Below are 23,988 nucleotides of genomic sequence, written 5' to 3' on the forward strand. Positions count from 1 at the left end.
CGGGCACGGCCCGCCACCGTCGCGCCTCGAAGCCGCCGGCGGGCAGTGCCCGCCCTACGCGCTGAAGTCCACCTACCGCAGAAACAGTCATGCCGCAGGGTTCGGGCGACCTCAGGCGGTGTGGAAACCCTGCAACTGCCGGTCGGAAAGGTCCTCGCGCCTGACCGCGGTCACGGCGGCGGCTGGCGGACCTTGCCACAACCACCGCCCCAGCGCGTCGAGCGCTTCGGCATTGCCGCTGGCCAGCACTTCGACGCGTCCGTCATCCAGGTTCCTCGCGTGACCGGCAATGCCCAGCGCCAGCGCCTGCTCGCGGGTGCTGGCGCGAAAGAACACGCCCTGCACGCGACCGTCCACGAGAAACCGCGCCGTCGGCATCAGTCCGCCCCGATCCACTGCTTGAGCAGGGCCTCGGTGACCGGCCCCAGCTTCCGCTGCGCCACCTTGCCCTGCGGGTCGATCAGGTAGGTCATCGGCAGGCCGCGCGGCGCGTCGAAATCCTTCAGCGGCTTGTCCACGGTGACCTGGGCGATCGGATAGACCACCGGGTGCCTGGCCAGGAACGCCTTGATGTCGGCCGTGTCGCTGTCCTCGTAGGCCAGCCCGATCGCGCGCACGTTCTGGTGCGCGGCGACGAAGTGCGAGATGTCCGGCATTTCCTTGATGCACGGCACGCACCAGGTCGCCCAGTAGTTGACGATGACCCAGTGCCCGCGCTGCGCGGCCAGGTCGAAGCTCTTGCCATCGAGCGTGCTGACCTTGAGCGTTGGCTGCTCCGGCATCGCGGCCTGCAACGGAGTGACGAAAGCCAGCGCCAGGGCGACGGCGGCGAAACGGCTCAGCAACATCATGCGGGGAGTTCCTCGGTGTCGGCGGCCGGGTCGGCGGCCGGGGGATAGATCTGGTCGAGCCGGGTGCCCAGCTTCGAATGCAACGCGGCGGCCACCTCGTCGAGCAGCAGCAGCAGCTCCGCCGGCAACACCACGTTCATCGCCGCGGCTTCCTCGCGCGGCTGCAGCGGCAGGCGGTGATGAGTGCAACGATACAGCCGCAGCAGGTCGGTGCTGTCCAGGCTGCGACAGAGCAGCCAGCCGCCCGCCTCCCCGCGCTGGATCAGATCGGCGTCCTGCAGGTCGTCGAAATAGCCGGCGACCGCACCTGCGCTGAGGCTCGGCGCGCCCAGGCGCACCTCGGCCACGTCCACGCACGCACCCTTGCGCTGCGCGTCGACGAACACCCCCAGCACCACCAGCAGGCCCAGGAACTCGGCCCCTGCCGGCAGGGTTGCGGAGGGCGGCACGTACTCGTAGGCGGAGATCGACGCCGCCACCGAGGCGGCCAGGATCACGATCACCCACGACAGGTAGATCCACAGCAGGAAGATCGGGATCGTCGCCAGCACGCCGTAGATCTGCTGGTAGGTCTGCGCGTGCCCCACGAACTGGCCGAAGCCCCAGCGCGCGATCTCGAACAGTACCGCGCCCAGCAGCGCGCCGATCGCCGCGTCGCGACGCGACACCCGCGTGTTGGGGATCACTGCGTACATCAGCCACAACGTGCAGAAGGTCACCAGGAACGGCAGCGTCGCCAGCAGGCTGGCGCCGATCGAGTGGATCTGGCCGGCCGCCACGCTGAGGAACGGCATCGCGGTGACGTACGACGTGGTGGCGATGCCGCCGCCGACCAGGATCGGCCCCAGCGTCAGCGCGGCCCAGTACAGCAGCAGGCGCGAACTCCAGCGACGCGCCTGGTGCACGCGCCAGATCCGGTTGAGCCGGTCCTCGATGCTGATCATCATCGACAGCGCGCTGAACAGCATCACCAGGATGCTGACGCCGGTGAGCCCTTTGGCGTTGTCGGCGAAACTCTGCAGCGCCGCCTGCACCTTTTCGCCGGCCGTCGGCACGAAATTGTTGAAGACGAAATTGAGCAGCGTGTCGCGCGCGCCCGCGAACACCGGGAACACCGCGAACATCGCCAGCACCGCCACCGTCAGCGGCACCAGCGACACCAGCGTGGTGTAGGACAGCGCGCCGGCCGTCTCGAAGCACTTGTCGTCGATGAAGCGCTGCCACACGAAGCGGCGGAAATAGCGCATGCGATCGGGATCGAAGCGGCGGGCCATCGCTATCCTCGGGTTGTCGCGGCAGCCTGCCGCTTCCGGTGTTCGGGGTATCGGCCGGTACACTAGCCCATTGCCCGTGAACGCCTCAACGCGTGGAATCGCCGCATGGCCCGAGAAATCCTGGTGTTGTATTACAGCCGCAGCGGACACACCGCCCAACTGGCGCGCCTGATCGCGCGTGGTATCGAGGAGGTACCCGGCATGCGCGCGCGCCTGCGCCAGGTGCCGCCGGTGGCGCCGGTGACCGACATCGCGCAGCCGCCGGAACCGGAGGACGGCGCGCCATACGTGACCAAGCAGGATCTGCTCGACTGCGTCGCACTCGCCATGGGCAGCCCCACCCGCTTCGGCAACATGGCCGCGCCGCTGAAATATTTCCTCGACACCACCGGCGCCGAATGGGCCAGCGGCGCGCTGGCCGGCAAGCCGGCGGCGCTGTTCACCTCCACCAGCACCATGCACGGCGGCCAGGAATCCACCCTGCTCTCGATGGCGCTGCCGCTGCTGCATCACGGCATGCTGATCGTCGGCGTGCCGTACACCGAGCCGGCGCTGACGAGCACGCAGAGCGGCGGCACCCCCTACGGTGCCAGCCACGTCGCCGGCGCCAAGGGCGACAACCCGATCAGCGAACACGAGCGCGAGCTGGCCCGCGCGCTGGGCCGCCGCTTGGCCGACGTGGCCAGCCGCCTGGCGGATACGCCATGACCGCCGCCACGCACGCGCCCATCCTGCCCGTCTATCGCGTCGGCCTGGCCGCCTGGGCCTTGCTCGTCGTGCTGCAGCTCGTCTGGCATGCCTGGCTGGTGCCATCGCAAACCCTGTCCGCCTGGCTGGTGCTGGCGATCACCGTGATTCCCTTGCTGCTGCCGCTGCTGGCGATCCGCAACGTGCGCCGCGCCCTGCTCTGGGTCGGCATCCTCAGCCTGTTCTATTTCTGCCACGGCGTGGCCGAGGCATGGAGCGCGCCGGGCGAACGCGTGCTGGCATGGGCGGAGATCGTGCTGACGGTCGGCCTGATCGCCGTGCTGGGCGCCGGCGTCAAGCGGCGAAGCACGCCGCACTGATCGTCACGCGCGCCGGATCACCCGCACCACCGATTCGCGGTAATCGACGAAGCCCATGCTCCGATACAGCGCGCGGGCCCCTTCATTGGCGCGCATCACGTGCAGGAACGGCGTTTCGCCACGCAGCAGCTGGCGTCGGATCAGCCTGGCCGTGAGCTGGCGGGCCAGCCCGTGCCCCTGCGCGTCGGGATGGGTACAGATGCCACTCACCTCGCGCCAGCCGCCAGCGAAGGCACGCTCGCCGGCCATGGCGATCAGCCGCGCGCCGTCGAACACGCCGAAGTAATCGCCCAGCTCCAGCGTGCGGGGGCCGAACGGCCCCGGCTTGGTCAGCGCCGCCAGTGCCATGGCCTGCTCCGCATGCTGCGGCTCCAGCGGCAACGCCTCCGGCGCATCGTCCCGCGCGGGCAGCTCGCCGGCCCAGCGCATCTTGAACATGGTCGATTCCAGTTCGATGCTCCACCCGACCGGCGCCGGCCCCGACCAGCCATCGGTGTAGAACGATTCGCCCGACGCGCAGAACGGCTGCAGTTCGCCGAATGCCGGTTCGGCCGGATCGGCAAAGCCGAGGATCGGCGAGAACCCCGGCGCGAACCGCCGCGCACCGCCCGCACCCTGGGCAAAGCCCGCCTGCGGCCCGCTGAGCGCATGCCAGAAGATGTTGTCGAGGATGGCTGGCACCGGTGATCCCGCGACCACTACAGCTCGCGACTCATGAACACGCTGTATGGATCGGCGACGTAATCCGCAAACGGTTCGCAGCGCACGAAGCCGAAGCTGGCGTACAGGCGATGGGCCGGCGCGAACGCCGCGGCTGATCCGGTTTCCAGGCACAGTCGACGGCAGCCGCGTCGCCGCGCCTCGTCGATGATGTGCCGCAGCAGCGCCGCGGCGACGCCCTTGCGCAGATGGCGCGCGGCGGTGCGCATCGACTTGACCTCCGCCTCCTGCGCATCGAGCTGCTTCAGCGCACCGCAACCCAGCAGTTCGCCCTCCTCCCACGCCGTCCAGAAGCTGATTTCCGGCCGGCGCAATGCGTCGACGTCGAGCGCATGGATGCTCTCCGGCGGCGAGTGCAACGCCACGCCCTGCAGGTGCTCGCGCAGCAGGTCGATGACGGCAGGCGCGGTGAGATCGTCGGGTCGGATATCCATGTGCGCGGATGGTAGCGCAGCCAAGTCCGCGAGCGGGATCGCCTCCTGATCGCTGCGCCTGTACTCGAACTCCCCGCTTCGCCTCGCCGAGGATGCCATGGCCTTTCGGCAGGACGCCCCGCGACTCGCCCCTCAATGCGGCAACCGCCTGGCTACTGGCGCTGCTCGATGGCGTGCTTCCGGCGCAATGGCGCGCGGTAAAAGCGTGGTCAGGCTTGCTTAATCCCGTCCGGATTGAGTGGGTAAGTGAACCTGACCCCGTTCGGCGGTAGACCCCGTTCGGCGGTAGCGAGTGGTGGTTCGGGGGCCTGGCTTGGGCATGGAACGCTCCTGAAATGTTAGTTCAGGGTGTCCACTAAAGCGTAGGAACTATCCCGTCCGCCTTGAACGAATTGTTAGGGCGCATACGTCACCCTAACCATCTCAATGATGCGCCATGCCACGAACAGAGCAACTCCAAGCGCGAGGAGCCGGAACTGGAGTCTCTGGTAGGTACGTGCGCGATTGGTGTTGCGCTCCACAGCTGACCGAGTGCCGTCCGCTGCAGCTTGTGCTGCCTGAGGATGGGCAGGTTGCTCAGGGTGAAGTCCGTGCTTGAGTTGAAGCAATGCATAGTTTGCGTAGATAGCGGAATGCACCCAAGTTATGCGCTTGCAACCGCAAAAGAAGCTCGCGAGCCAAAATGCTAGTGCCAGTAATCCAGGGGCAACCCACCAGGAGATAGGAAGTCCATCGAGCTTTTGCAATCCGTAGCCGAGAGCTGCACCAGTAGCGGCGAGCAAGAAGTACACGTACTTGGACTGGCCGTCCGAATGAAGCCGATAGAGTTCACGGAGATCTGATTGGTCGGTCATGAGCCCTAACGCTGGAGTTAAGCGGCGGCGAAGCCGTCCGCCTTGAACGAGTTGTTAGCTACTTTCCACATGGAAACGTTGACTTCAGTCCATCTAGCAACACTATGTCGACGAAGGCCATGCTTTTGTGTCCTGATCTATCAACCATCTGCTTGTAAGCTGATCGGTGATTTGCAGATTCTGCTTTGAATATTTCCAGGTATCTGTTTCCATTGATGTGCAAGTTAGCTGGCACACAGAACAGCGGTGCGTCACCTCTTTGCACAAGTGAAACATTCGCCCAGCCGTATGCCTCACTGGCACCAATGACGTAAATACCAAGCGCCATGCGCTGCTGCGCTGTTAGCGAGTCATAGTCGAGATAATTAGGCCCAGCCGCATTCGCATAGCTGATAGTAGACGCCATTGCGATCACGAGAACCAACGCTACCCTGTACATTTGCATCCCCTCGTAGCTAACGCTTGAGTTGAGCGGCGGCGTAGCCGTCCGCCTCGAACGAGTGGTTAGAGGTCACTGCGCGCCAGACCCCAAGAGAAAACGGCACGGGGTATCGCCGAAGGAGTTAGAGAAATATGGACGGTAGGGCGCGTACTGAGTGTAAGCCTTGTAGGGTTTGTACTGTTTATATGCTTTGTACGGCTCATATTCGGTGGACTGCAAGACCTCTTTGACGGCACAGGACGCAGTGCCGTCGTGGCTCCAGACGATGCCTTTGAGGAACCAGCCAAGATGCTGTCCGTTGAAGCCATAGACATCGTAGCCGCCCGCACTATCTTCTTTGAGGTACGCAACGGGCTTGCCGCTCCACAAGTAAATGGTGAGCTCGTCATCGACGGCGATGTACGCCTCTGGCTTGCCCGCGCCGTTGAAAAGCGTGACCTCGTCTTGCGCCAATGCCGGGAACGCCGCGATGAGCAGAAAAAGCGCAGTGAAAACTCCTCTCGCCATCGCGGACATGTTGTGACCTCTAACGCTAGAATTGAGCGGCGGCGTAGCCGTCCGCCTCGAATGAGATGTTAGACCGCATGCTACACGGCCAAAAGCGCGGGGTCGTACCAGACCTCAGTTTGCTCTGGCGCGAGGAGAACACGCCAGCCAGGAGCAAGGGCCAGGAACGGGACTAAGGAGGGAGCGTGTGCAACAAGATGATGGACATGCAGCGATTGAAAGAACTCAGGATCGTCACACAACTCGCCGCCCCAGATATACCAGCCACATGACCCATTCTGCGGAGGATGACGAAGCGCATTCAGTGGAAGCTGCGAGAGTGTGGCAAGCGCAACACCTAATCGCTGATCTGCGCTGGGAGGCTCGAACAACGAGCCGAACTGCGCACAGATTTCCGGTTGAGACGTGAGCTGCATCATGCGGCCTAACGCTTGAGTTAAGCGGCGGCGAAGCCGTCCGCCTTGAACGAGTGGTTAGGCACCACATCCGCAACCTCCACCGCGTCGCACTTGAAGGTGCCGCACAAACCGTAGCAGCCCTCGATTGTAACGACAGTAGGAGATTCGGAAGAGATGCTTAGGACGTCGACAATGTTCTCGGAGCGGAGCTCAGAGAGATCTACGTCGGTAACGCCCGAGAACCGAAGGCTGACAAAAGCTGCCTTTTGGATGTTGGAGTCGACGTAGGAAATTGTGAGGCAGATGATGCCAGGCCACACGAACGAGAAGAGCTCGATGCGGCCATCAGCGAACTCGGGCCAGTACCCAAAGATGGACTCGACGGTTTCGGCGTGCGAAATCATTTCTAAGGCGCCTAACGCTGGAGTTAAGCGGCGGCGAAGCCGTCCGCCTTGAACGAGATGTTAGACGGTTGCGACGACCTACGCTTGGGCCAGCTATTAATCTTCACTCGCCTTGACGCCAATCTTGGGAAAGAAAAACATCCGACTCAAGCCGGTGAGGAAGTACACCGCCAGAAAAAATAGCGCCGTAGTCGCTATAACAAGAAAGATAGGTGGATTGGGGTGGTATGGAATTAGGCTTCCAGCAGCAACCGTCACGAACAAGTAAGGCAAAATGCAAGCAACAATGTCACGCATCTTTGACACGGTTATTTTCTGTTTGCAGCGAGGGCACTGCATCGACCAGACCTTGGAGCCCCGCATGGTTACGCGACACAGCCCCAAGTATCGAAGCTCAATGAAGTGCTTGCAATGTGGGCAGTGCATGTATTTACCCATACTTTTCTACGTCTAACGCTATGTAGATTACGAAATGAAGTGTAACCCCGCAGCCTATCCCGCGCTCGTCACCCTACACGACCGGGCTCAGGCCTAAACAGATCAACGAGTTGCTGCGCTTGGTGCAGCCTAATCCCGCCGCCTAATCCCGCCGTGTTTCCACGCGCACGATCCAGGCGCGAACGCCGTACCCGAATCACCCCACCTCACCCAAACACCACCATACTCTGCCGGCTCAACGCCACCGCCTCCCCGCCCGGCCCCCACAGCATCACGCTCTGGTTGGTGTAGCCGTCGCGGGCGGCGATGAGGTTGGCGTCGACGCGCCAGTCGTCCAAGCCGAGGTCGTCGTAGCGGTCGCGCAGCAGTTCGAGCATCCAGGTGAGCGAGCTGCCGGGGGTGGGCGCGGCGAACATCGACAGGGCGATCGGCGGGATGAAGTCGGCGAAGGCGAGCACGTGGGTTTCGTCGGGCGGGCCGTCGTCGTGCAGGGAAAGCTGCAGCACGCTGTCGCGCTGGTGGCCGCCGCTGAACGGCAGGTCGCCGCGCAGCCAGTTGGCGCGGAAGTGCTGGGTGAAGGCGGGCATGCGGCCTTCGACGTAGTGCAGTTCCTGCGGCGCCGGCGCCTCGACGTGAGGTTGTTCGGGCTGGAAGTCCAGCACCGAGGGGCGCGCGCTACCGAATACGCCGAGCAGCCGGCACAGCGTCTGCTCGCCGTCGCACAGGCTGGCCTCGACCTGGATGACGCTGCGCCCTGTGCGCAGGCATCGCGCGCGGATGGCCACGCTGCCGGCCGGCACCGGCGCGATGAACGTCACCTGCAGGGTGCGCAGCGGCATGTCCGCCGGCACCAACTCGCGCATCGCACGCAGGGCCAGCGCCGCCTGCAGTCCGCCGAAGGCGCTGCGCCCCTGCAGCCAGTCCTCGCTGACCGTGGCCTGCCAGCCATCGCCATGGCGCGTGACCGTAGGCATCGCTTCGGAAAATCGCATGGAAGGCGCCTGCGCCGGGGAATGGCTTTCGATGATGCCAGCGCCACGCGCCGAATGCCCGCATGCCTATACTCGACACCTCGACTCTGGACGGAGCGTGCCATGGCCTTCCTGCAGGATTCACCGCAACTGCCGCACCCGTATCGCAGCGACCGCGTTCTGCTGGCCCTGCTCGATCGTGCGCTGCCGGCCGAGCGCCGCGCCGCGCTGGACGCCGACCTCGACGCGCTGGGCGACTACGCGTTGATGGCCTGGCAGCGCGCATGCACCACGACGCGGCGCAAGCCGGTACTGACCCAGTGGGACGCGTGGGGACAACGGGTGGACCGCATCGAGTTGACACCGGCGTGGCAGGAAGGCGCGGCGATGACGACGCGGCATGCGGTGCTCGCCGCCGGCCATGCGGACAGCGAGCACGCGCGGCTGGAGGAATTCGCCCGCGTCTACCTGTACCACCTCGCCAGCGGGTTCTACACCTGCCCGCTGGCGATGACCGACGGTGCCGCCACCGCGATCAAGGCCTCCGGCAACCGCGAACTGATCGCGCGCGTGCTGCCGCGTTTCCTCAGTCGCGACCCGGCCACGTTCTGGCTCAGCGGCCAGTGGATGACCGAGACCGCCGGCGGCTCCGACGTGGGCAATACCGAGACAATCGCGCGCCAGGACGCAGACGGCCAATGGCGCTTGTACGGCCGCAAGTGGTTCAGCTCGGCAGTGGTCGGCGAGGCAGCGCTGGCGTTGGCACGGCCGGAAGGCGCCAGCGGCGGCACCGGCGCGCTGGCGCTGTTCTACGTGGAGACGATGGACGGCGCGCGACGCAAGAGCGAACTGGTGATCGATCGCTTGAAGGACAAGCTCGGCACGCAGGAACTGCCCACCGCGGAAATCCATCTCGACGGCCTGCCCGCCTGGCCGCTGGGCGAGCTTGCCCACGGCGTGCGCCAGGTGGCGCCGATGCTCAATGTCACCCGCAGCTGGAACGCGATCTGCGCGGTGGCCAGCATGGCTCGCGCGATCAGCCTGGCGCGGGATTTCGCTACCCGCCGCCGCGCGTTTGGCCGTCCGTTGATCGAGCAGCCGCTGCATGCGCAGACGCTGGCCGACATGCAGGCGGATTTCGAGGCCGCATTCGCGCTGGCCTTCGAGGTCGCCCACCTGCTCGGCCGCGTCGAGCACGGTGCGGCCAGCGCGGAAGAAGCCGCGGTGCTGCGCCTGCTCACGCCGCTGGCCAAACTGTGGACGGGCAAGCTGGCGGTGAAGGCCTGCTCCGAAACGCTGGAATGCTTTGGCGGCGCCGGCTACATCGAGGACACCGGCTTGCCGCAGCTGCTGCGCGACGCGCAGGTCTACGCGATCTGGGAAGGCACCACGAATGTCCTTTCGCTGGACAGCCTGCGCGCGCTGGCCGGCGACAGCCTCGGCGCCCTGCGCCATGCGACCGGCCGCTGGCTGGACGGCAACGACGACATGCACGCGGCCAGCGCGATCCGGCAGACGCTGGACGCCGCCGCGCGCTGGCTCGACCAGCACGCGTCCGCGCGCGACACGCTGGAAGCCGGCGCACGCGGCCTCGCCTTCACCCTCGCGCGTTGCGCCGCCGCGGCGCTGCTGGCGCGCCAGGCCACATGGTCGAAAGGTCGCGGCGAGCCGCGCCCCGCCGCAGCCTTGCACCGCTTCGTCGGCCGCGGCCTCGACCGGCTGGTCGCACCCGATGCCGGCAACACCGCGTCGCTGCTGAGCTGACGCAGGGCGGGCGCCGCGCGCCGGCACCAAGAGCGGCGGGCAGTGCCCGCCCTACCCTGAAGCGCCTCGCCGTAGGAGCGCACCCTGTGCGCGATGTTCTTGCGAATCCCGAATCCCGAATCCCGAATCCCGAATCCCGAATCCCCGCAGCAAGAGAATCGCGCACAGGGTGCGCTCCTACCGGGACGTCGGGGCGGCACGGATCGCCCAGGTACGCTCCCGCGGGCGCGCCTGGCCGGCGCGGGCTAAAATGCGGCGATTCCCTCCCTGGCGCACCGACATGCAGCACCTGACCATCGTCACCACCGGCGGCACCATCGACAAGGTCTATTTCGACGACAAGTCGGATTACAAGATCGGCGCGCCGCAGATCGGCGAGATCCTGGGCCACCTCGGCGTGGCGTTCGAGTTCGACGTGATCCCGATCCTGCGCAAGGACAGCCTGCACATGGGCGCCGAGGACCGCGCGCTGGTGCGCTCGACGATCGAGGCGCAGCCGCACCGCCACGTGCTGGTCACCCACGGCACCGACACCATGGTCGAGACCGCGCGCGAGCTGGCCAGCATCAAGGGCAAGGTGATCGTGCTGACCGGCGCGCTGAACCCGGCGCGCTTCCAGGGCTCCGACGCGGTGTTCAACATCGGCTGCGCGGTGGCCGCGGTGCAGACCCTGCCCGATGGCGTCTACATCGCCATGAACGGCCGCGTGTGGGATCCGGCCAAGGTGCGCAAGAACCGCGCGGAGAACCGCTTCGAGGAAGCGAAGCCCTCCTGATCCCCCGGCAGCCGGGCCGGCCGGACGCCATTGAGGTGGCGATCACGCTTGCCGCACCCGCGGCTTGGCTATAGTGCCGACAGGCAGGGGCCATCCGGGGAATCAATGAGTGACAGCAAGCAAGAACCGTCTCGCCATTCCGGCAAGCGATCTTCCGGGCCGCAAGGCACCCGCTTCTTCTCGACCGAGGCCTTGCGGCAATACGCCAGCGATGCCGCGAACGGGCGGGACAGCGAAGTCAGCGCGCGCACGCCGGTGCTGGAAGGCAGCAGCCCCGGCATCGAAGGGCGTCGCTTCGTCATCCGCCCCGGCCGGCAGGCGATCGGCCGCCGGCTCGACAACGACATCGTCGTCGACGACCTGAGCGTGTCCGGCTGCCATGCGTGGATCACCCAGCAGCATGGCCGCTGCATCATCATGAATACGCTGTCCACCAACGGCACCTTCGTCAACGACCGGCGCATCCACGAAGTGGCCTTGCGCCACGGCGACCACATCCGCCTCGGTCAGGCGGAGTTCGTGTTCCTCACCCGCGAACACGGCCAGCCGAGGCACTCGTACGGGCGCTGGATCGGCGGCGCCGTGGCGCTGTTGCTGGTTGCCGGTGCCGTGGCCTGGTGGTGGCTGCGTTCGCCGTGAGCGCGCGCGCACTGCCGCCCAGGGTCGGCCGCTATCGCGTCGAGGGCGTGCTCGGCGAAGGCGCGATGGCGGTGGTCTATGCCGGTTTCGACCCGGAGATCCAGCGCAATGTCGCGATCAAGTGCCTGCACCAGGAGGTCGCTGCCGACCCCGCGTACCGGCGCCGGTTCCTGGTCGAGGCCCGCGCCGCCGGCCACCTGACCCACCCGCACATCGTCACCATCTTCGACGTCGGCGAGACCGACGACGGCCGTTCGTACATCGCGATGGAGCGACTGCCGGGCGAGACGCTGGCCGGCAAGGTCAGCCGCGAGGGATTCCCGCCGCTGCCGGCGATCATCGACCTGATCGGCCAGCTCGCCGCCGCGCTCGACTACGCGCATGCGCGCGGCGTGCTGCACCACGACATCAAGCCCGAGAACATCATGCTGCTCGACGGCTGGAGCTACGCCAAGATCAGCGATTTCGGCATCGCCGAACGCCGCGCCTCGCCCCGCGACACGCCGCGGCGAGCGAAGGAAGTCGGCGGCACGCCGGCCTACATGGCGCCGGAGCGCCTGCGCGGCGAACGCAGCGATGCGCGCAGCGACCTGTTCTCGCTGGGCGTGGTGCTGTACTGGCTGCTCACCGGCAAGCTGCCGTGGCCGGAGCCGGGCAATGTGCAGCAGCTGATGCGCAAGCGGCTGCGCTCGCCGCTGCCGCCGATCCGCCCGCGCGACCCGGCCACGCCGTCGATGCTGATCAGCATCGCGCGCACGCTGCTGGCGAGCGCGGCCGAGTCGCGCTACCAGCGCGGCGCGGAGGTCATCGACGACCTGCGCCTGGCCGCACGCGAGTACGAACGCGAACGCGAAAAGCCGCTGGCCAAGCGCATCATCTCGCTGCGACTGCGCTGGGCCAGCAGCCTCGGCGCGATCCTGAGCCTGGTGCTGGTGCTGGGGCTGGCCGCGATCTACGCCAAGCAGCATGCCGCGGTGACCGGCCTGGCGCTGGATTTCGGCAGTTCGATGGGGCGCATGATCGCCGGCGAATCGGCCGAGAACCTGCTGCTCGGCGACCACGCCGCCACCCGCGCGCTGGTTACCGATGTCTCGCGCAACCGGCAGATCCACTACCTGGCGATCGCCGACCGCAGCGGCGAAGTCATCGCCAGCACGCAGCAGGCCGAGGTCGGCCGCAAGCTGCCCGCTGCGGAGCGGCAAGGCGACATGCTGCTGTTCGAGGTGCCGATCCAGTACCAGACCAAGACCATCGGCAGCCTGCGCCTGGGCATCAGCAATGCGGGACTGCGCGCGGCACAGAAGACCACGCTGTGGGTGATCGCGCTGGTGCTGGCGCTGACCCTGGCTGCCGTGGTCGGCGCGGCATACTGGTTGTTCCGCCGCCCGCTGATGATGCTGGGCCTGCTCGGCGACGCCCTGCTGCGCGTGGCCCGCGGCGACTTTGGCCACCGCATCCGCCTGGTGCGGCGCGACGAATTCGGCCGCCTGTTCGCCACCTTCAACCTGATGAACAGCACCCTGCAGGCCCGCCGGCGCCGCACCGCCGAAGCCGCACCGCCAGCCGGCGAGGCGGACGTCACCCGCCCGACCCGCATCATGTCGACGGTAGCGGCCGAGGTCACCCTCACGCCCGTTCCGCCCGCACCACCGTAGGAGCCCGCTCGCGGGCGATGCTTTTCTTTTGCCGAGTACCGACACAAGAGCATCGCCCGCGAGCGGGCTCCTGCGGTGGCGTGAATCAGTATTGTTTCAGCCGCTGCTTGAGCTCGAGCGCACGCGCGCGGTAGGCGACGGCCGGCTCGTAGTTCGGGGCGATCGCCAACACGCGGTTCCACAGCGCGATGGCCTTGTCCAGTTGCTGGTCGCGGTACAGCACCACGGCCTGCTCGTGGTACGAGTCCAGCAGGCGACTGCGCAGACTGGCAGCTTCGGCGCCGGCCGGTTGCAGCCGCGGATCGAGGCGCAACGCCTCGTCCATGCGGGCAAGCGCCTGCTGCGCATGGCCCTGGTCGAACAGCGACACGCTCTCGTCCTGCAAGCGGCGCGCCTTAGCCACCGACGATTCGGCGACGGCCTGGCCGGCAGGCGCCGCGCTGCTGGCCGCCGCTCCCGCCGCCGGTGATGCGCCTCGCGCCGACAACGGGATGCGCAGCGTCTGGCCGGTGCGCAGCAGCGACGGATTGGTGGAGTGGTTGTAGCGCGCGAGGATCAGAAAGAGGTTGGCGTCGCCCAGATAGCGCGCCGCCAGCGTGCTGTACGACTCGCCCGACTGCACCACATGCGCCCGCGAGCGGCTGCCGAGCCAACGCTCCGGATCGGCAGTGAGCTGGCGCAACATGCCGCGCGCGGCGCGATCCTGCGGATGCTGCTCCACGTACAGCCGCAGCGCCTGCTCGCCTTCGGCGTAGTGGCCAGGCTGCAGCTGGTGCTTGACGATCGAGGCCAGCGACGGTGCCGGGGCTGTCGCCGCGGGCACGGCCGGTGTCGGCGGCGCCGACGATTGCGCCGGGGTGACCACGGCCGAGGAATAGCCGCCCAACGAACGGCAGCCGGACACGCACACGGCGGCCAGTGCGGCGAGAATCAGCGTCGTCGCCGGCCGCCAAGGCAGGCGAACGTGGCGTGTCGAGGCCAGGCGATGCGCATGGCTCATGCCCATTGATTCGTCAGCCCATCACGCGCCGGCCACGACCAGTGGCGGCTTCGGCGTGCGCGCTCGTGCCCGGCGCGGCAAGCGCGGGTGGCGACACGCGGAAATCCAAGGTGTTCGAACATCATCCGGCAGTCCCCCTGCGCCGCATCCGTCCCGGGGACGGGCCATGCGTTCGGCGAAGGCCATTATAGCGGCGGGCGCCCGGATTGCCGCGGCGCGGGGCCGCGACGAATGTTCGTGAACTCCCGTCATGCCGCCAGCGGCGGTTCCAGGACAAGGCAAGGAAGGCCTGCTCGAACCAGCCAGGCCTGCCTTGCAGGTACTTCTCCCCCGATCAGTACAACGGGCTGTCCATGGCCCGTCCAGGCTGATGAAGAAAGCCGCTTCCTGCGGCCTTCTTCGATCGCGAGCCCGGCACACGTCCGGACGCGCTCAGGCGCATCATGCAGTGGCGCACCCATCGCGCCCGCCTATCGGGCAACTGCCCGAAGCGTTGCCTCAACTCGGGCATCCTTGCCCTCGCCATGTCCCTGCCGGGCTTCGAGGTGGAAAAATCCACCAACCCTCAGTTCATCGTTTCCGTCAAGGTCACGCCGGAGAACGTCTTGTACGCCCGCACCTTGATGTAATAGGTGGTGGTCGTCGACGGCTTGAAGGTGCAGCTCTCGCTGTTGCCGGTCTTGTAGGGGCGGCAGCTGTAGGAGCTGGTGGTCGGTTCCGCGCCCGCCCGCACATACAAGTCCGCATCACCGCTACCGCCGGAGATCGCGAAGGTCGCGGTGTGGCCGGCCTGCACCGTCTCGCTGTAGGTGGCCGACCAGTTGCCCGTGCTTACCGTCGGCAGGCTCACCGAGTCGGAGCTGCCACCACCACCGCCACCGCCGGTGGAATAGGAAGCCTTGACGGTTACCCCGGAGTACGACGAGTAGCCGTGCACCTTGATGTAGTACTTGCCGGCGGCGGGCGAGGCCACGCTGCAGCTTTCCGAGTTGCCGGCCTTGTACGGGCGGCAATCGTAGCTGCTGGTGGTCGGCGCGCTGCCGAACTTGGTGTACAGGTCGGCGTCGCCGGTGCCGCCGGAGATCGACATCACCAGGTTGCTGGCGCCGGTCGGCACGGTGATGAAATAGTCGTTGTCGGCACCGGCGGCACCCGACACGCCGGTGACGCCGACGTTGTTCTGCAGCTCGGTGGTGCTGCCGCCGCCACCGCCGCCGGTACCCGGGCAAGCCACGCCCACGCCGTTGAACGCGGCGATCACCGCATTCTTGTCGTAGCCCAGGTCGGTCGCGGCCGACTCCACGCCGCAGGCGCCGGAGTTGAACGTGGACGTGGCCGTCCAGTACACCTTGTTGGCCAGCGCGTAGACCTGGAACGCCTTCTTCACGTCCCAGCCCGTGGTCTTGGCCAGCAGGCAGAACGACTTGTTGTAGACGCCGCTGGAGTAGTGCACGTCGAGGCTGGAGGTGTAGTCGGCCGCGTTGTCGATCGAGCCGCCGTCCTGCGGCGGGTTGCACATGTAGCGCAGCGCGTCGCCGATGCCGGCGCTGGCCTTGACGATGTCCGCGCCGACCAGGAAATCGGCCGAGCCGCGATCGAAGTATTCAGCCGCCTCGCCGGCGATGTCGGAGTACGCCTCGTTCATGCCGCCGGACTGGCCGCTGTATTCCAGGCCGGAGTTCTGCTCGGTGTAGCCGTGGCTGATCTCGTGGCTGGTCACGTCCAGCGACACCAGCGGGTAGAACGTGCTGGCGCCGTCACCGAAGTACATCGCCGAACCGTCCCAGAACGCGTTCTCGTAGTTGGACTGGTAGTGCACCTTCATCAGCAGCTGGATGCTCAGCGGCGGCGCACCGGTGTAGGACTGGTACATGTCGTGCACCACGCCGCCGAAGTGATGGGCGTCGTTGACCGGCGAATAGGCGCCGTTGATCGCGTCGGTGTTGCTGGTCGGGCAGGTGAAGCTGACCACCGAACCGCCGCTGCTGGCGTGGTTGAGGTTGTAGGTCTTGACGTTGGTGTTCTGCAGCGTGCAAGTGCTGCCCGACTGGGTGACGTCGAGCGCCGCGTAGTCGGTGCCGTAGGTGTACATGCCGGTCTTCTGGTTGCCGCCCGGGCCGTTGGCCGAGGCATCGGTGAGACCGTTCCAGCTCTTGATCACCGCGCCGGTGTTGGCGTCGACGATGGCGGTGGGGCGCGTCGGGTTGGCGCCGTTGACGAAGTACGAGACACGATAGACCAGTCGCGGCGCCGCACCTTCCTGCGGATACACGAACAGGTCGGCGCGGGCGTTCTCCATCGCCGTACCGGCGACCAGCACGGTGTGCGCGTGCGCCTTCAGCGCCGCGATAGCGCGCGCGGCATTCAGCCGGGGGCGCACCGAGATCTGCTGCTGGCCCTGCTGCATCAGCTCGCCGGTGGCGCGCAAGGCGTTGCCCTGGGCGTCCTGCACCACGGCGATGCTGCGGCCGTACACCGGCACGCCCTGGTACATCTGCTGCTGGCGCACCACGCGGTGCTGGCCGGCGAGCGCCACGGCGCCGTGCGGCGCCAGCGTCATGCCCGGGCCCAGGTTCAACTGGGTGGCGAGCGAGGCGACGGGTACGGCGCCCAGGTTCTGTGCGCGCAGGGATTGCGTGTTGGCGGCGGTGGCAGCCGTGGCGGTGGCCATGCCGATGGCGGCCACCAGCAATTTCAGGCGGGATGGATAGGGCATGTAATGAGCTCCTGGAAAAATTGGGGACAAACGCGCCCGATGCGGCCGCAAAGCCCCATGCAAGAATTTCCGTGCGAGACACGGCGTTGGTATTCGTCAGCGGTCCGGCGATCCCGAACTACGTCCGCCGGTGGCTGCCTTCCCCCTGAGGTTCCCTGCAGGGACAGCACATGGACGCGTAACTGCAAGACGACAAAGGCGTCGCCACGGGATCATCCCCCAGCCTCCCAGATGGTGGACCCGGCGACGTTATTACTTGCGATACCGCCTGACAATCCGACTTTTTCCTACGCCGGGTGATCGCGGTCACGTCCTGCCGGATGCGCGCACGACATCGACGCCGCAGCGTCGCGGATGCTTCGGAAGCTTTCGGATGGCTTGTCCGTGGTCACTTTCGCGAACGCGAAAGTCCATCGACGAGCGCTGCGGGCGCGATGGTACCGAACTGTTCCTGCGCGTCAGCGCGACGCAAGATTTTCCGACACCGACCTCGCGCCGTTCAGAGCATGCCGGTTTCCAGCTTCGCCTCGTCGGACATCATCGAGTGGTTCCACGGCGGGTCGAACACCAGGTCCACGTCGGCCTCGGAGATGGTGGGGATCATCTCCAGCTTGGTGCGCGCGTCGTCCACCAGGATGTCGCCCATGCCGCAACCGGGCGCGGTGAGGGTGAGCTTGACGTAGACCTTGCGTTCGCCGGATTCGCCGTGCTCCATGCTCAGGTCGTAGACCAGCCCGAGATCGACCACGTTGACCGGGATCTCCGGGTCGAACACCGTGCGCAACTGGTCCCAGGCAAGCTTCTCCACGTCGGCATCGGTGGCGTCCGGCGGCACTTCGATCGGCACCGGCCGATCCTTGCCCAGCGCATCGGCATCGTCGCCGGCCACGCGGAACAGGTTGCCCTCGACGTAGACGGTGAAACTGCCGCCGAGGGCCTGGGTTATGTAGCCGATCTGGCCCGCGGGCAACGTCACCACCTCGCCCTGCGGCACCATCACGGCGCTGCAATCGCGCACCAGGGTGACCGGTTCGCTGCTCAGACTGAAACCACTCATGCCAACGACTTTCCCGTATCCACAGGCGCGGCCACATGCCGTACCGAAGTGCCCATTATGCCGCCCGCGACGCGCGACCGCTTGTTCCAGATCAGCCCGGCGGGAGATGAGGCGACGTTTTGCCCGCCCGTCCCGGCGCACAACGCACGGTATGATGGCCGCTTTGCCGACGGATCAAGCGATGCCTTGCACCCACCTGGCGGGACGCCACCAATGAGGGCGCGCAGCGTGCCGGCCCTGCTGTTTGCGCTGTTCAGCGCCGCCATGCTGGGGCTTGCCGCCGGCGCCGCGTGGATGGTGGTGGCGCTGTACTCGCGCCATCCCCTGCCCTGGCTGGTGGTGCCGATCGGCGTCATGCTGGCGTGGGTCATCCGCGCCGGCGTGCATCGCCCCGGCATCGGCGCGCTGCTGCTGGCCGCCGGCGCCACCGCGTTGTCGGCGATCTACGTCAACCTGCTGATCGCCGGCGTGAAGGTCGCGGGCAGCATGGGCCTGGACCTGATCGAGGCGATGCGCACCGCCGGCATCGGCATGCTGTGGCAGCTGGCGCGCATGGGCCTGACCCCCGCCGATTTCATCTGGACCTTGCTGGCCATGCTGCTGGCCGGGTGGCTGGCCTCCCGCCAACGGCGTTCACTCCCACCCGTGAAGAACACCTAGGGCGGGCACCGCCCGCCGCCTTTCATTCCGCGAAGCAAGAGCCGGCGGGCCGTGCCCGTTACGGCATGCAGCGAGGCGGCCTCAGCCGTCGATCGCCTTCACCTCGTTGACCAGCTCGCCCACCGCCGCCTGGCCGTCGCCGTACAGCATGCGGGTGTTGTCGGCGTAGAACAGCGCGTTCTCGATGCCGGCGAAGCCGGTGCCCTTGCCGCGCTTGATCACGATCACCTGCTTCGCGTTCACCACGTCCAGGATCGGCATGCCGTAGATCGGCGAGGCCGGGTCGGTCTTGGCTACCGGATTGACCACGTCGTTGGCACCGATCACCAGCGCCACGTCGGTGGTGGCGAACTCCGGGTTGATGTCGTCCATGTCGGCGATCAGGTCGTACGGCACGCCGGCCTCGGCCAGCAGCACGTTCATGTGGCCGGGCATGCGACCGGCGACCGGGTGGATCGCGAACTTCACCTTCACGCCACGCTTCATCAGGAGTTGCGCGAACTCCCACACCTTGTGCTGCGCCTGCGCCACCGCCAGGCCGTAGCCGGGCACGATCACCACGCGCTCGGCGTAGGCCATCATCACTGCCGCGTCGGCGGCGTCGATCGGCTTCTGCGCGCCCTCGATCGCCTGCGCCTCGCCGCCGGCCGCGCCGAAGCTGCCGAACAGCACGTTGCCGATCGAGCGGTTCATTGCCTTGGCCATCAACTGGGTCAGCAAGGTACCCGCCGCGCCGACCACCATGCCGGCAATGATCATCGCCTCGTTGCCCAGCACGAAACCCTCGAAGGACACCGCCAGGCCGGTGAACGCGTTGTACAGCGAGATCACCACCGGCATGTCGGCGCCGCCGATCGGCAGCGTCATCATCAGGCCGAAGGCGAGCGCCAGCGCGAAGAACGCCGCGATCAGCGCCGGGCTGGCATGCCCGGTGGCGAGCAGCACGCCGACCACCACCGCCGCGGCGAGCAGCAACAGATTCACCGCGCGCTGGCCGGGAAACACGAAGCGCTTGTCCATCCAGCCCTGCAGCTTGGCGAACGCGACCAGCGAACCGGAGAAGCTCACCGCGCCGATCAGCGCACCGAGCACGCCCAGCGCCAGTTCGGTCGGCGACAGCGCCGGCGGCAGGCCGTTCACCGCCCAGGCTTCGGGCCGCAGCGGCGAGGTATCCGGCACCGCGTGCAGCAGTCCCGACGAACGCGCGTAGCCGATCAGCTCGACCGCGCCGATCGCCGCCGCCGCGCCGCCGCCCATGCCGTTGTACAGCGCCACCATCTGCGGCATCGCGGTCATTGCCACGCGGCGGCCGGTCCACCACGCGGCGCTGACGCCGATCAGCACCGCGGCAAGGATCAGCCCGCGGTTGTGCATGTCCGGCAGGAAGAACGTGGCCAGCACCGCCAGCACCATGCCGTAACCGGCCCACACGATGCCGCCACGCGCGGTGCGCGGCGAACTCATGCGTTTCAGGCCCAGGATGAACAGCAGCGCGGCGAGGAAGTAGCAGGCCTTGATGACGGTGGGCAGCCAGCTCATCACTTGGCCCCCTTGCCGGCGTCCGGCTTGCTGGACTTGAACATTTCCAGCATCCGCTCGGTCACCACGTAGCCGCCGGCGGCGTTGCCCGCACCAAGCAGTACGCCGATGAAGCCGATCGCGATCTCGAACGGTGTGTTCGCGTGGCCTAGCGCAATCATCGCCCCGACCAGCACAATGCCGTGCACGAAGTTGGAACCGGACATCAGCGGCGTATGCAGGATCACCGGCACCCGCGCGATGATTTCATAGCCGGTAAAGGCGGCCAGCATGAAGATGTACAGCGCCAGGAAACCGTCGATCATGAGCCCATCCCCCGTGAGAGCCGCCCGCCAGGATGCATCCGAACCTGCATCATACGGGAAGCCCGGCGTGCGTCGAGGCCGGGCCGCCGATCGGCGCACGGCGCCGCGCGACTCGCGCAGGCGGTCAACCCTGGCGGGCCTGCCGCGTTGAACAGGCAGGAACCACCGATGGAGCCCGTCGATGACATCACCGATGGCAGCGGAGCGTCGGCCGTGAATGCCGCCGCCGGCATGCTCGAGGCCGACCTGCTCGCCGCGGGCGAGCCGGGCGCTGCGCGCGCGGTGCCGGCCACGCTGGATGCGTTCCTGGCCGACGTGGAGCGCCGCGCGTTCCGCATGGCCGAGCTGCAGTTGCGCCATCGCGAGGACGCCATGGACGCGGTGCAGGACGCCATGCTGCGACTGGTACGGCATTATCGCGACAAGCCGGCCGCGGAATGGGCGCCGCTGTTCTGGGGCATCCTGCGTCGACGCATCGTGGACCTGCAGCGCCGGCGCAAGGTGCGCTCGATCGTGGTCGGCTGGCTCGGCGGCGGGCATGACGACGGCGGCGACGAGCTGCCCGTGTGGGAGCCGGCCGACCCGGGCAAGGACCCGCTGGGCCGGCTGCACGACGCGCAGTCGTACGCGGACATGGCCGCGGCGGTGCAGCGCTTGCCCAGGCGCCAGCGCGAGGCGTTCATCCTGCGCATGCTGGAAGGGCTTGACGTGGCGGAGACCGCACGCGCCATGGGCTGCGGCGAAGGCAGCGTGAAAACCCATCTGTCGCGCGCCATGCATCAGCTGCGCGACCAACTGGAGGATTGGCGATGAACTCGCCCGAGCACGAGCACGAACCGATCGAACGGCGCGCGCACAAGCTGTGGCGCGAGGCCGCACACCATCTTGACGCGAGCACGACCGCGCGGCTGCGCGCCGCCCGTCGCGAAGCGCTGCAGCCGTCAACCGCACCGCAGCGTCAGGCGGTGCGCTGGCTGATCCCCACCGGCGCGCTGGCGGCCATGGCGTTGGCGGTAATGATGGTGTGGCAACCGCTGCCGCACGCGCACGCGCCATCGGCGAACCAGGCGGCCAGCAGCGCCCCGCAGGACGTGGACAACGAGCTGCCGCCCGACGCCGAGCAGGTCGATCCGGGCCTGTACCAGAACCTCGATTTCTACGCCTGGCTCGCCGCCAACGACCGGCACCCGACCTCACGCTGACCCCATGAACAAGCCGCTGCCTTCCCTTTTGTCGCTGTTGCTTGCCGCCCTGCTCGGGGTCGCGGCCACGCCGCTGTGCGCGCAAACGCCCACGCCGCCACCGGCGAGCGCGGACGCGCCTGCACGCACCCCGTGGAACGGCCTGGCACCGAGCCAGCGCGAGATGCTGGCGCCGCTCAAGGACGAATGGGATCAGCTGTCGCCACGCAAGCAGGCGCACCTGCTGCACCGCACCCGGTACTGGACCACGCTGCCACCCGAGCGCCGCGAGGAGATCCGCCAGCGCATCGTCCACTGGCAGCAGATGACGCCGGAGCAGCGCCGTCAGGCGCGCGCCAACGAGCACCGGTTCCGCGAGATGTCGCCGGCAGAACGCCAGCGCGTGCACCGCAGCTTCGAGCGCTTCCAGAGCCTGCCTCCCGCGCAGCGCGAACAGCTGAAACGCGAATGGCGCCAGCTGTCGCCCGAGCAGCGGCAGCAGCGAATCCAGCAGCACGACCGCGACGGCGGCACCGGCACCGGGCATCCGCCCCGGTAACTCACGCCGGGCCGCGGATGACCGCGGCCATCAGCCCTGGAAGCGGGTCTCCCCGGCGTGCGCCAGGCAGCTCCTGGCGAGCAGCTCGTCGTCGAAATCCGGTTTCAGCGCACCGTCGTGCAGCAGCAGCTCGACGAAGTTGTACACGTTGCGCGCGTACATCTCCGAGGCATGCAGCGGCGCGCCGGCCGGCAGGTTCAGCGGCCCGATGATCGTCACGCCGCCATGCTCGACGTGCTCGCCGGGACGGGTCAGCTCGCAGTTGCCGCCGCCCTCGGCGGCGAGGTCGACGATCAGGGCGCCGGGCTTCATGCCCTCGACCATCGCGGTGGTGAGGATCTTCGGTGCCGGCCGACCTGGCACCGCCGCGGTGCTCACCACCACGTCGAACGACTTCAGGTGATTCGCCAGCGCCTGCTGCTGCGCGGCGCGTTCCTCCGCCGACAGCTCGCGTGCATAGCCGCCACTGCCGGCGGCACTGACACCCAGGTCGAGGAACTTCGCGCCCAGCGATTCCACCTGCTCGCGCGTTTCCGGGCGCACGTCGTAACCCTCGATCTGCGCGCCGAGCCGGCGCGCGGTGGCGATCGCCTGCAGCCCAGCCACGCCGGCGCCGATCACCAGCACCTTCGACGGCCGGATCGTGCCGGCCGCGGTGGTCAGCATCGGAAAGAACTTCGGCGACGCCTCGGCCGCGATCAGCATGGCCCGATAACCGGCCACCGCCGCCTGCGAACTGAGCACGTCCATCGCCTGCGCACGCGTGGTGCGCGGCAGCAGCTCCAGCGAGAACGCGGTCAGCTTGCGCGCGGTCAGCGCGGCGATGCGCTCGGCGGCGCCGTACGGCCGCAACTGGCCGACGACCACGCTGCCCTCGCGCAGGCTGGAGAACACCGCGTCCTCGGGCGGCAACACGCACGCCAGCACGTCGGCCTGCGCCAGCACGTCGCTGGCATCGGCAAACTCGGCGTCGGCATAGGCCTGGTCGGGAAAGCCGGCCGCGCGCCCGACGTCGTGCTCCAGCAGCACGCGCAGCCCCTTGCCGCGCAGCTTCTTCGCCATCTCCGGAGTGATCGCCACGCGCCGCTCACCGGCGGCAGTCTCTCGCAAGGCGGCAATGGTGACAGGCATGGTGCGATCCCCGTGGAATGTTCCTGCCATCTTAGCGGCAGTTGGCTTTGATCCGGGCGCGCGCACGAGAGTAAGCTGGCCCGCCGGATCGCGCTGCACGCAGCGCCGGGGTCATCACCGGAGATCACGATGCCCGCAAGCCCCCCCGCCCTGGATGACCTGCTCACGCTGGCGCGCGCCGCGCGCGAACACGCCTACGCGCCGTATTCCCGCTTCCACGTGGGTGCCGCGGTACTGACCCGTGACGGCCGGACGTTCGGCGGGTGCAACGTGGAGAACGCCGCCTACGGCCTGTGCAACTGCGCCGAACGCACGGCCCTGTTCAGTGCGGTCGCCGCCGGTTGCCGACCCGGCGATTTCGCTGCCATCGCGGTGGTCGCCGATACCCCGGAGGCAGTCACGCCCTGCGGCGCCTGCCGCCAGGTGATGGCCGAATTGTGTGACGAGGCTACCCCGGTGCTGCTGGCCAACCTCACCGGCGCCATCCGCGAAACCAGCGTGGCCGCGCTGCTGCCCGGCTCGTTCAAGCTGCCGCTGCGAGCTTGAGAGGTTGTGTGGAAATAGCGTAGGGCGGGCACTGCCCGCCGCTTCCCGTCACGCCGTCGCGAAGCAGAATGCCGGCGGGCAGTGCCCGCCCTACGTTCGAC

Annotated in this window: 26 protein-coding genes; 11 read left to right on the top strand and 15 right to left on the bottom strand. The window is 67.5% G+C overall.

Annotation, left to right across the window (positions count from 1 at the left end; all coding sequences use genetic code 11):
• Window positions 1-111: 111 nt before the first annotated feature.
• From ACVCMC_RS08430 to ACVCMC_RS08440, 3 genes are read right to left on the bottom strand one after another with little or no spacing between them, the layout of a single operon-like run.
• The gene (locus ACVCMC_RS08430) at window positions 112-378 is read right to left on the bottom strand and encodes an acylphosphatase (RefSeq protein WP_447099344.1); all 267 of its coding nucleotides are present in this window, start codon (window positions 376-378) and stop codon (window positions 112-114) included.
• Window positions 378-851 (bottom strand): TlpA family protein disulfide reductase, encoded by a 474-nt coding sequence (locus tag ACVCMC_RS08435; protein WP_395117225.1) that lies wholly within the window; start codon window positions 849-851, stop codon window positions 378-380. Before ACVCMC_RS08435 ends, ACVCMC_RS08430 begins: the two co-directional genes overlap by 1 nt.
• Window positions 848-2,125, bottom strand: coding sequence for a YihY family inner membrane protein (locus tag ACVCMC_RS08440; RefSeq protein WP_395117224.1), 1,278 nt, complete (start codon window positions 2,123-2,125; stop codon window positions 848-850). Before ACVCMC_RS08440 ends, ACVCMC_RS08435 begins: the two co-directional genes overlap by 4 nt.
• Window positions 2,126-2,230: 105 nt before the next feature.
• On the opposite strand from ACVCMC_RS08440, the gene wrbA reads away from it, so the two are divergent.
• Window positions 2,231-2,833 carry an NAD(P)H:quinone oxidoreductase gene (gene wrbA, locus ACVCMC_RS08445; protein WP_447099345.1) on the top strand — a complete coding sequence of 201 codons (603 nt, stop codon included), beginning with the start codon at window positions 2,231-2,233 and terminating at the stop codon, window positions 2,831-2,833.
• On the top strand, window positions 2,830-3,192 hold the full coding sequence (locus tag ACVCMC_RS08450) for a DUF2069 domain-containing protein (RefSeq protein ID WP_447099346.1): 363 nt from the start codon (window positions 2,830-2,832) through the stop codon (window positions 3,190-3,192). The genes wrbA and ACVCMC_RS08450 overlap by 4 nt, the downstream gene beginning before the upstream one ends.
• 3 nt (window positions 3,193-3,195) lie before the next feature.
• Here the strand turns inward: ACVCMC_RS08450 and ACVCMC_RS08455 are convergent, their stop codons facing one another.
• The 6 genes from ACVCMC_RS08455 to ACVCMC_RS08480 all read right to left on the bottom strand — a co-directional run bounded on the left by ACVCMC_RS08455 (window position 3,196) and on the right by ACVCMC_RS08480 (window position 8,381).
• On the bottom strand, window positions 3,196-3,873 hold the full coding sequence (locus ACVCMC_RS08455; RefSeq protein ID WP_447099347.1) for a GNAT family N-acetyltransferase: 678 nt from the start codon (window positions 3,871-3,873) through the stop codon (window positions 3,196-3,198).
• 17 nt (window positions 3,874-3,890) lie between these two features.
• Complete coding sequence (locus tag ACVCMC_RS08460) at window positions 3,891-4,346, bottom strand: GNAT family N-acetyltransferase (RefSeq protein ID WP_447099348.1); 456 nt, start codon at window positions 4,344-4,346, stop codon at window positions 3,891-3,893.
• A gap of 1,365 nt (window positions 4,347-5,711) precedes the next feature.
• On the bottom strand, window positions 5,712-6,158 hold the full coding sequence (locus ACVCMC_RS08465; RefSeq protein WP_008212477.1) for a 4-fold beta flower protein: 447 nt from the start codon (window positions 6,156-6,158) through the stop codon (window positions 5,712-5,714).
• Window positions 6,159-6,229: 71 nt separating this feature from the next.
• Complete coding sequence (locus tag ACVCMC_RS08470; RefSeq protein ID WP_447099349.1) at window positions 6,230-6,568, bottom strand: immunity protein Imm33 domain-containing protein; 339 nt, start codon at window positions 6,566-6,568, stop codon at window positions 6,230-6,232.
• A 17-nt stretch (window positions 6,569-6,585) separates the two neighbouring features.
• The gene (locus ACVCMC_RS08475) at window positions 6,586-6,951 is read right to left on the bottom strand and encodes an Imm50 family immunity protein (RefSeq protein ID WP_235645110.1); all 366 of its coding nucleotides are present in this window, start codon (window positions 6,949-6,951) and stop codon (window positions 6,586-6,588) included.
• Between the two features lie 644 nt (window positions 6,952-7,595).
• Window positions 7,596-8,381: an acyl-CoA thioesterase gene (locus ACVCMC_RS08480; RefSeq protein WP_447099350.1), complete on the bottom strand. Its 786-nt coding sequence runs from the start codon at window positions 8,379-8,381 to the stop codon at window positions 7,596-7,598.
• Between the two features lie 102 nt (window positions 8,382-8,483).
• On the opposite strand from ACVCMC_RS08480, the gene ACVCMC_RS08485 reads away from it, so the two are divergent.
• The 4 genes from ACVCMC_RS08485 (at window position 8,484) to ACVCMC_RS08500 (ending at window position 13,193) form a co-directional block, all read left to right on the top strand.
• Window positions 8,484-10,124 carry an acyl-CoA dehydrogenase family protein gene (locus ACVCMC_RS08485; RefSeq protein ID WP_447099351.1) on the top strand — a complete coding sequence of 547 codons (1,641 nt, stop codon included), beginning with the start codon at window positions 8,484-8,486 and terminating at the stop codon, window positions 10,122-10,124.
• 280 nt (window positions 10,125-10,404) lie between these two features.
• Window positions 10,405-10,899 (top strand): asparaginase domain-containing protein, encoded by a 495-nt coding sequence (locus tag ACVCMC_RS08490; protein ID WP_395117194.1) that lies wholly within the window; start codon window positions 10,405-10,407, stop codon window positions 10,897-10,899.
• 105 nt (window positions 10,900-11,004) lie between these two features.
• Complete coding sequence (locus ACVCMC_RS08495) at window positions 11,005-11,538, top strand: FHA domain-containing protein (protein ID WP_447099352.1); 534 nt, start codon at window positions 11,005-11,007, stop codon at window positions 11,536-11,538.
• On the top strand, window positions 11,535-13,193 hold the full coding sequence (locus tag ACVCMC_RS08500) for a protein kinase domain-containing protein (protein ID WP_447099353.1): 1,659 nt from the start codon (window positions 11,535-11,537) through the stop codon (window positions 13,191-13,193). Before ACVCMC_RS08495 ends, ACVCMC_RS08500 begins: the two co-directional genes overlap by 4 nt.
• 85 nt (window positions 13,194-13,278) lie before the next feature.
• On the opposite strand, the gene ACVCMC_RS08505 is transcribed toward ACVCMC_RS08500, so the two are convergent.
• From ACVCMC_RS08505 to sufT, 3 genes are all read right to left on the bottom strand, one after another.
• Window positions 13,279-14,193, bottom strand: coding sequence for a LysM peptidoglycan-binding domain-containing protein (locus ACVCMC_RS08505; protein WP_447099354.1), 915 nt, complete (start codon window positions 14,191-14,193; stop codon window positions 13,279-13,281).
• A gap of 565 nt (window positions 14,194-14,758) precedes the next feature.
• Entirely contained in the window at window positions 14,759-16,909 is a 2,151-nt protein-coding gene (locus ACVCMC_RS08510; protein ID WP_447099355.1) for a M4 family metallopeptidase, read from the bottom strand.
• A 499-nt stretch (window positions 16,910-17,408) separates the two neighbouring features.
• Complete coding sequence (sufT, locus tag ACVCMC_RS08515; RefSeq protein WP_395117184.1) at window positions 17,409-17,966, bottom strand: putative Fe-S cluster assembly protein SufT; 558 nt, start codon at window positions 17,964-17,966, stop codon at window positions 17,409-17,411.
• A gap of 213 nt (window positions 17,967-18,179) precedes the next feature.
• On the opposite strand from sufT, the gene ACVCMC_RS08520 reads away from it, so the two are divergent.
• Window positions 18,180-18,626, top strand: coding sequence for a hypothetical protein (locus ACVCMC_RS08520; RefSeq protein ID WP_447099356.1), 447 nt, complete (start codon window positions 18,180-18,182; stop codon window positions 18,624-18,626).
• Between the two features lie 81 nt (window positions 18,627-18,707).
• Here the strand turns inward: ACVCMC_RS08520 and ACVCMC_RS08525 are convergent, their stop codons facing one another.
• Both ACVCMC_RS08525 and ACVCMC_RS08530 read right to left on the bottom strand, forming a co-directional pair.
• Window positions 18,708-20,165 (bottom strand): NAD(P)(+) transhydrogenase (Re/Si-specific) subunit beta, encoded by a 1,458-nt coding sequence (locus ACVCMC_RS08525; protein WP_395117180.1) that lies wholly within the window; start codon window positions 20,163-20,165, stop codon window positions 18,708-18,710.
• Window positions 20,165-20,470 (bottom strand): NAD(P) transhydrogenase subunit alpha, encoded by a 306-nt coding sequence (locus ACVCMC_RS08530; RefSeq protein ID WP_027493531.1) that lies wholly within the window; start codon window positions 20,468-20,470, stop codon window positions 20,165-20,167. The genes ACVCMC_RS08525 and ACVCMC_RS08530 overlap by 1 nt, the downstream gene beginning before the upstream one ends.
• Window positions 20,471-20,683: 213 nt before the next feature.
• On the opposite strand from ACVCMC_RS08530, the gene ACVCMC_RS08535 reads away from it, so the two are divergent.
• Genes ACVCMC_RS08535 through ACVCMC_RS08545 form a run of 3 tightly spaced genes read left to right on the top strand, consistent with a single transcriptional unit; the run spans window position 20,684 to window position 22,210 of the window.
• Window positions 20,684-21,283 carry an RNA polymerase sigma factor gene (locus ACVCMC_RS08535; RefSeq protein WP_447099480.1) on the top strand — a complete coding sequence of 200 codons (600 nt, stop codon included), beginning with the start codon at window positions 20,684-20,686 and terminating at the stop codon, window positions 21,281-21,283.
• Window positions 21,280-21,672 (top strand): hypothetical protein, encoded by a 393-nt coding sequence (locus tag ACVCMC_RS08540; protein ID WP_447099357.1) that lies wholly within the window; start codon window positions 21,280-21,282, stop codon window positions 21,670-21,672. Before ACVCMC_RS08535 ends, ACVCMC_RS08540 begins: the two co-directional genes overlap by 4 nt.
• 4 nt (window positions 21,673-21,676) lie before the next feature.
• The gene (locus ACVCMC_RS08545) at window positions 21,677-22,210 is read left to right on the top strand and encodes a DUF3106 domain-containing protein (RefSeq protein WP_395117172.1); all 534 of its coding nucleotides are present in this window, start codon (window positions 21,677-21,679) and stop codon (window positions 22,208-22,210) included.
• A 30-nt stretch (window positions 22,211-22,240) separates the two neighbouring features.
• Here ACVCMC_RS08545 and ACVCMC_RS08550 read toward each other — a convergent pair whose 3' ends face one another.
• Entirely contained in the window at window positions 22,241-23,341 is a 1,101-nt protein-coding gene (locus ACVCMC_RS08550; protein WP_447099358.1) for an NAD(P) transhydrogenase subunit alpha, read from the bottom strand.
• A 129-nt stretch (window positions 23,342-23,470) separates the two neighbouring features.
• Here ACVCMC_RS08550 and cdd point away from each other — a divergent pair, with 129 nt between their 5' ends.
• Window positions 23,471-23,887, top strand: a complete 417-nt coding sequence (cdd, locus tag ACVCMC_RS08555) for a cytidine deaminase (protein WP_447099359.1) — start codon at window positions 23,471-23,473, stop codon at window positions 23,885-23,887.
• Window positions 23,888-23,988: the final 101 nt, after the last annotated feature.

The sequence above is a fragment of the Rhodanobacter sp. UC4452_H20 genome (genome assembly GCF_052978205.1).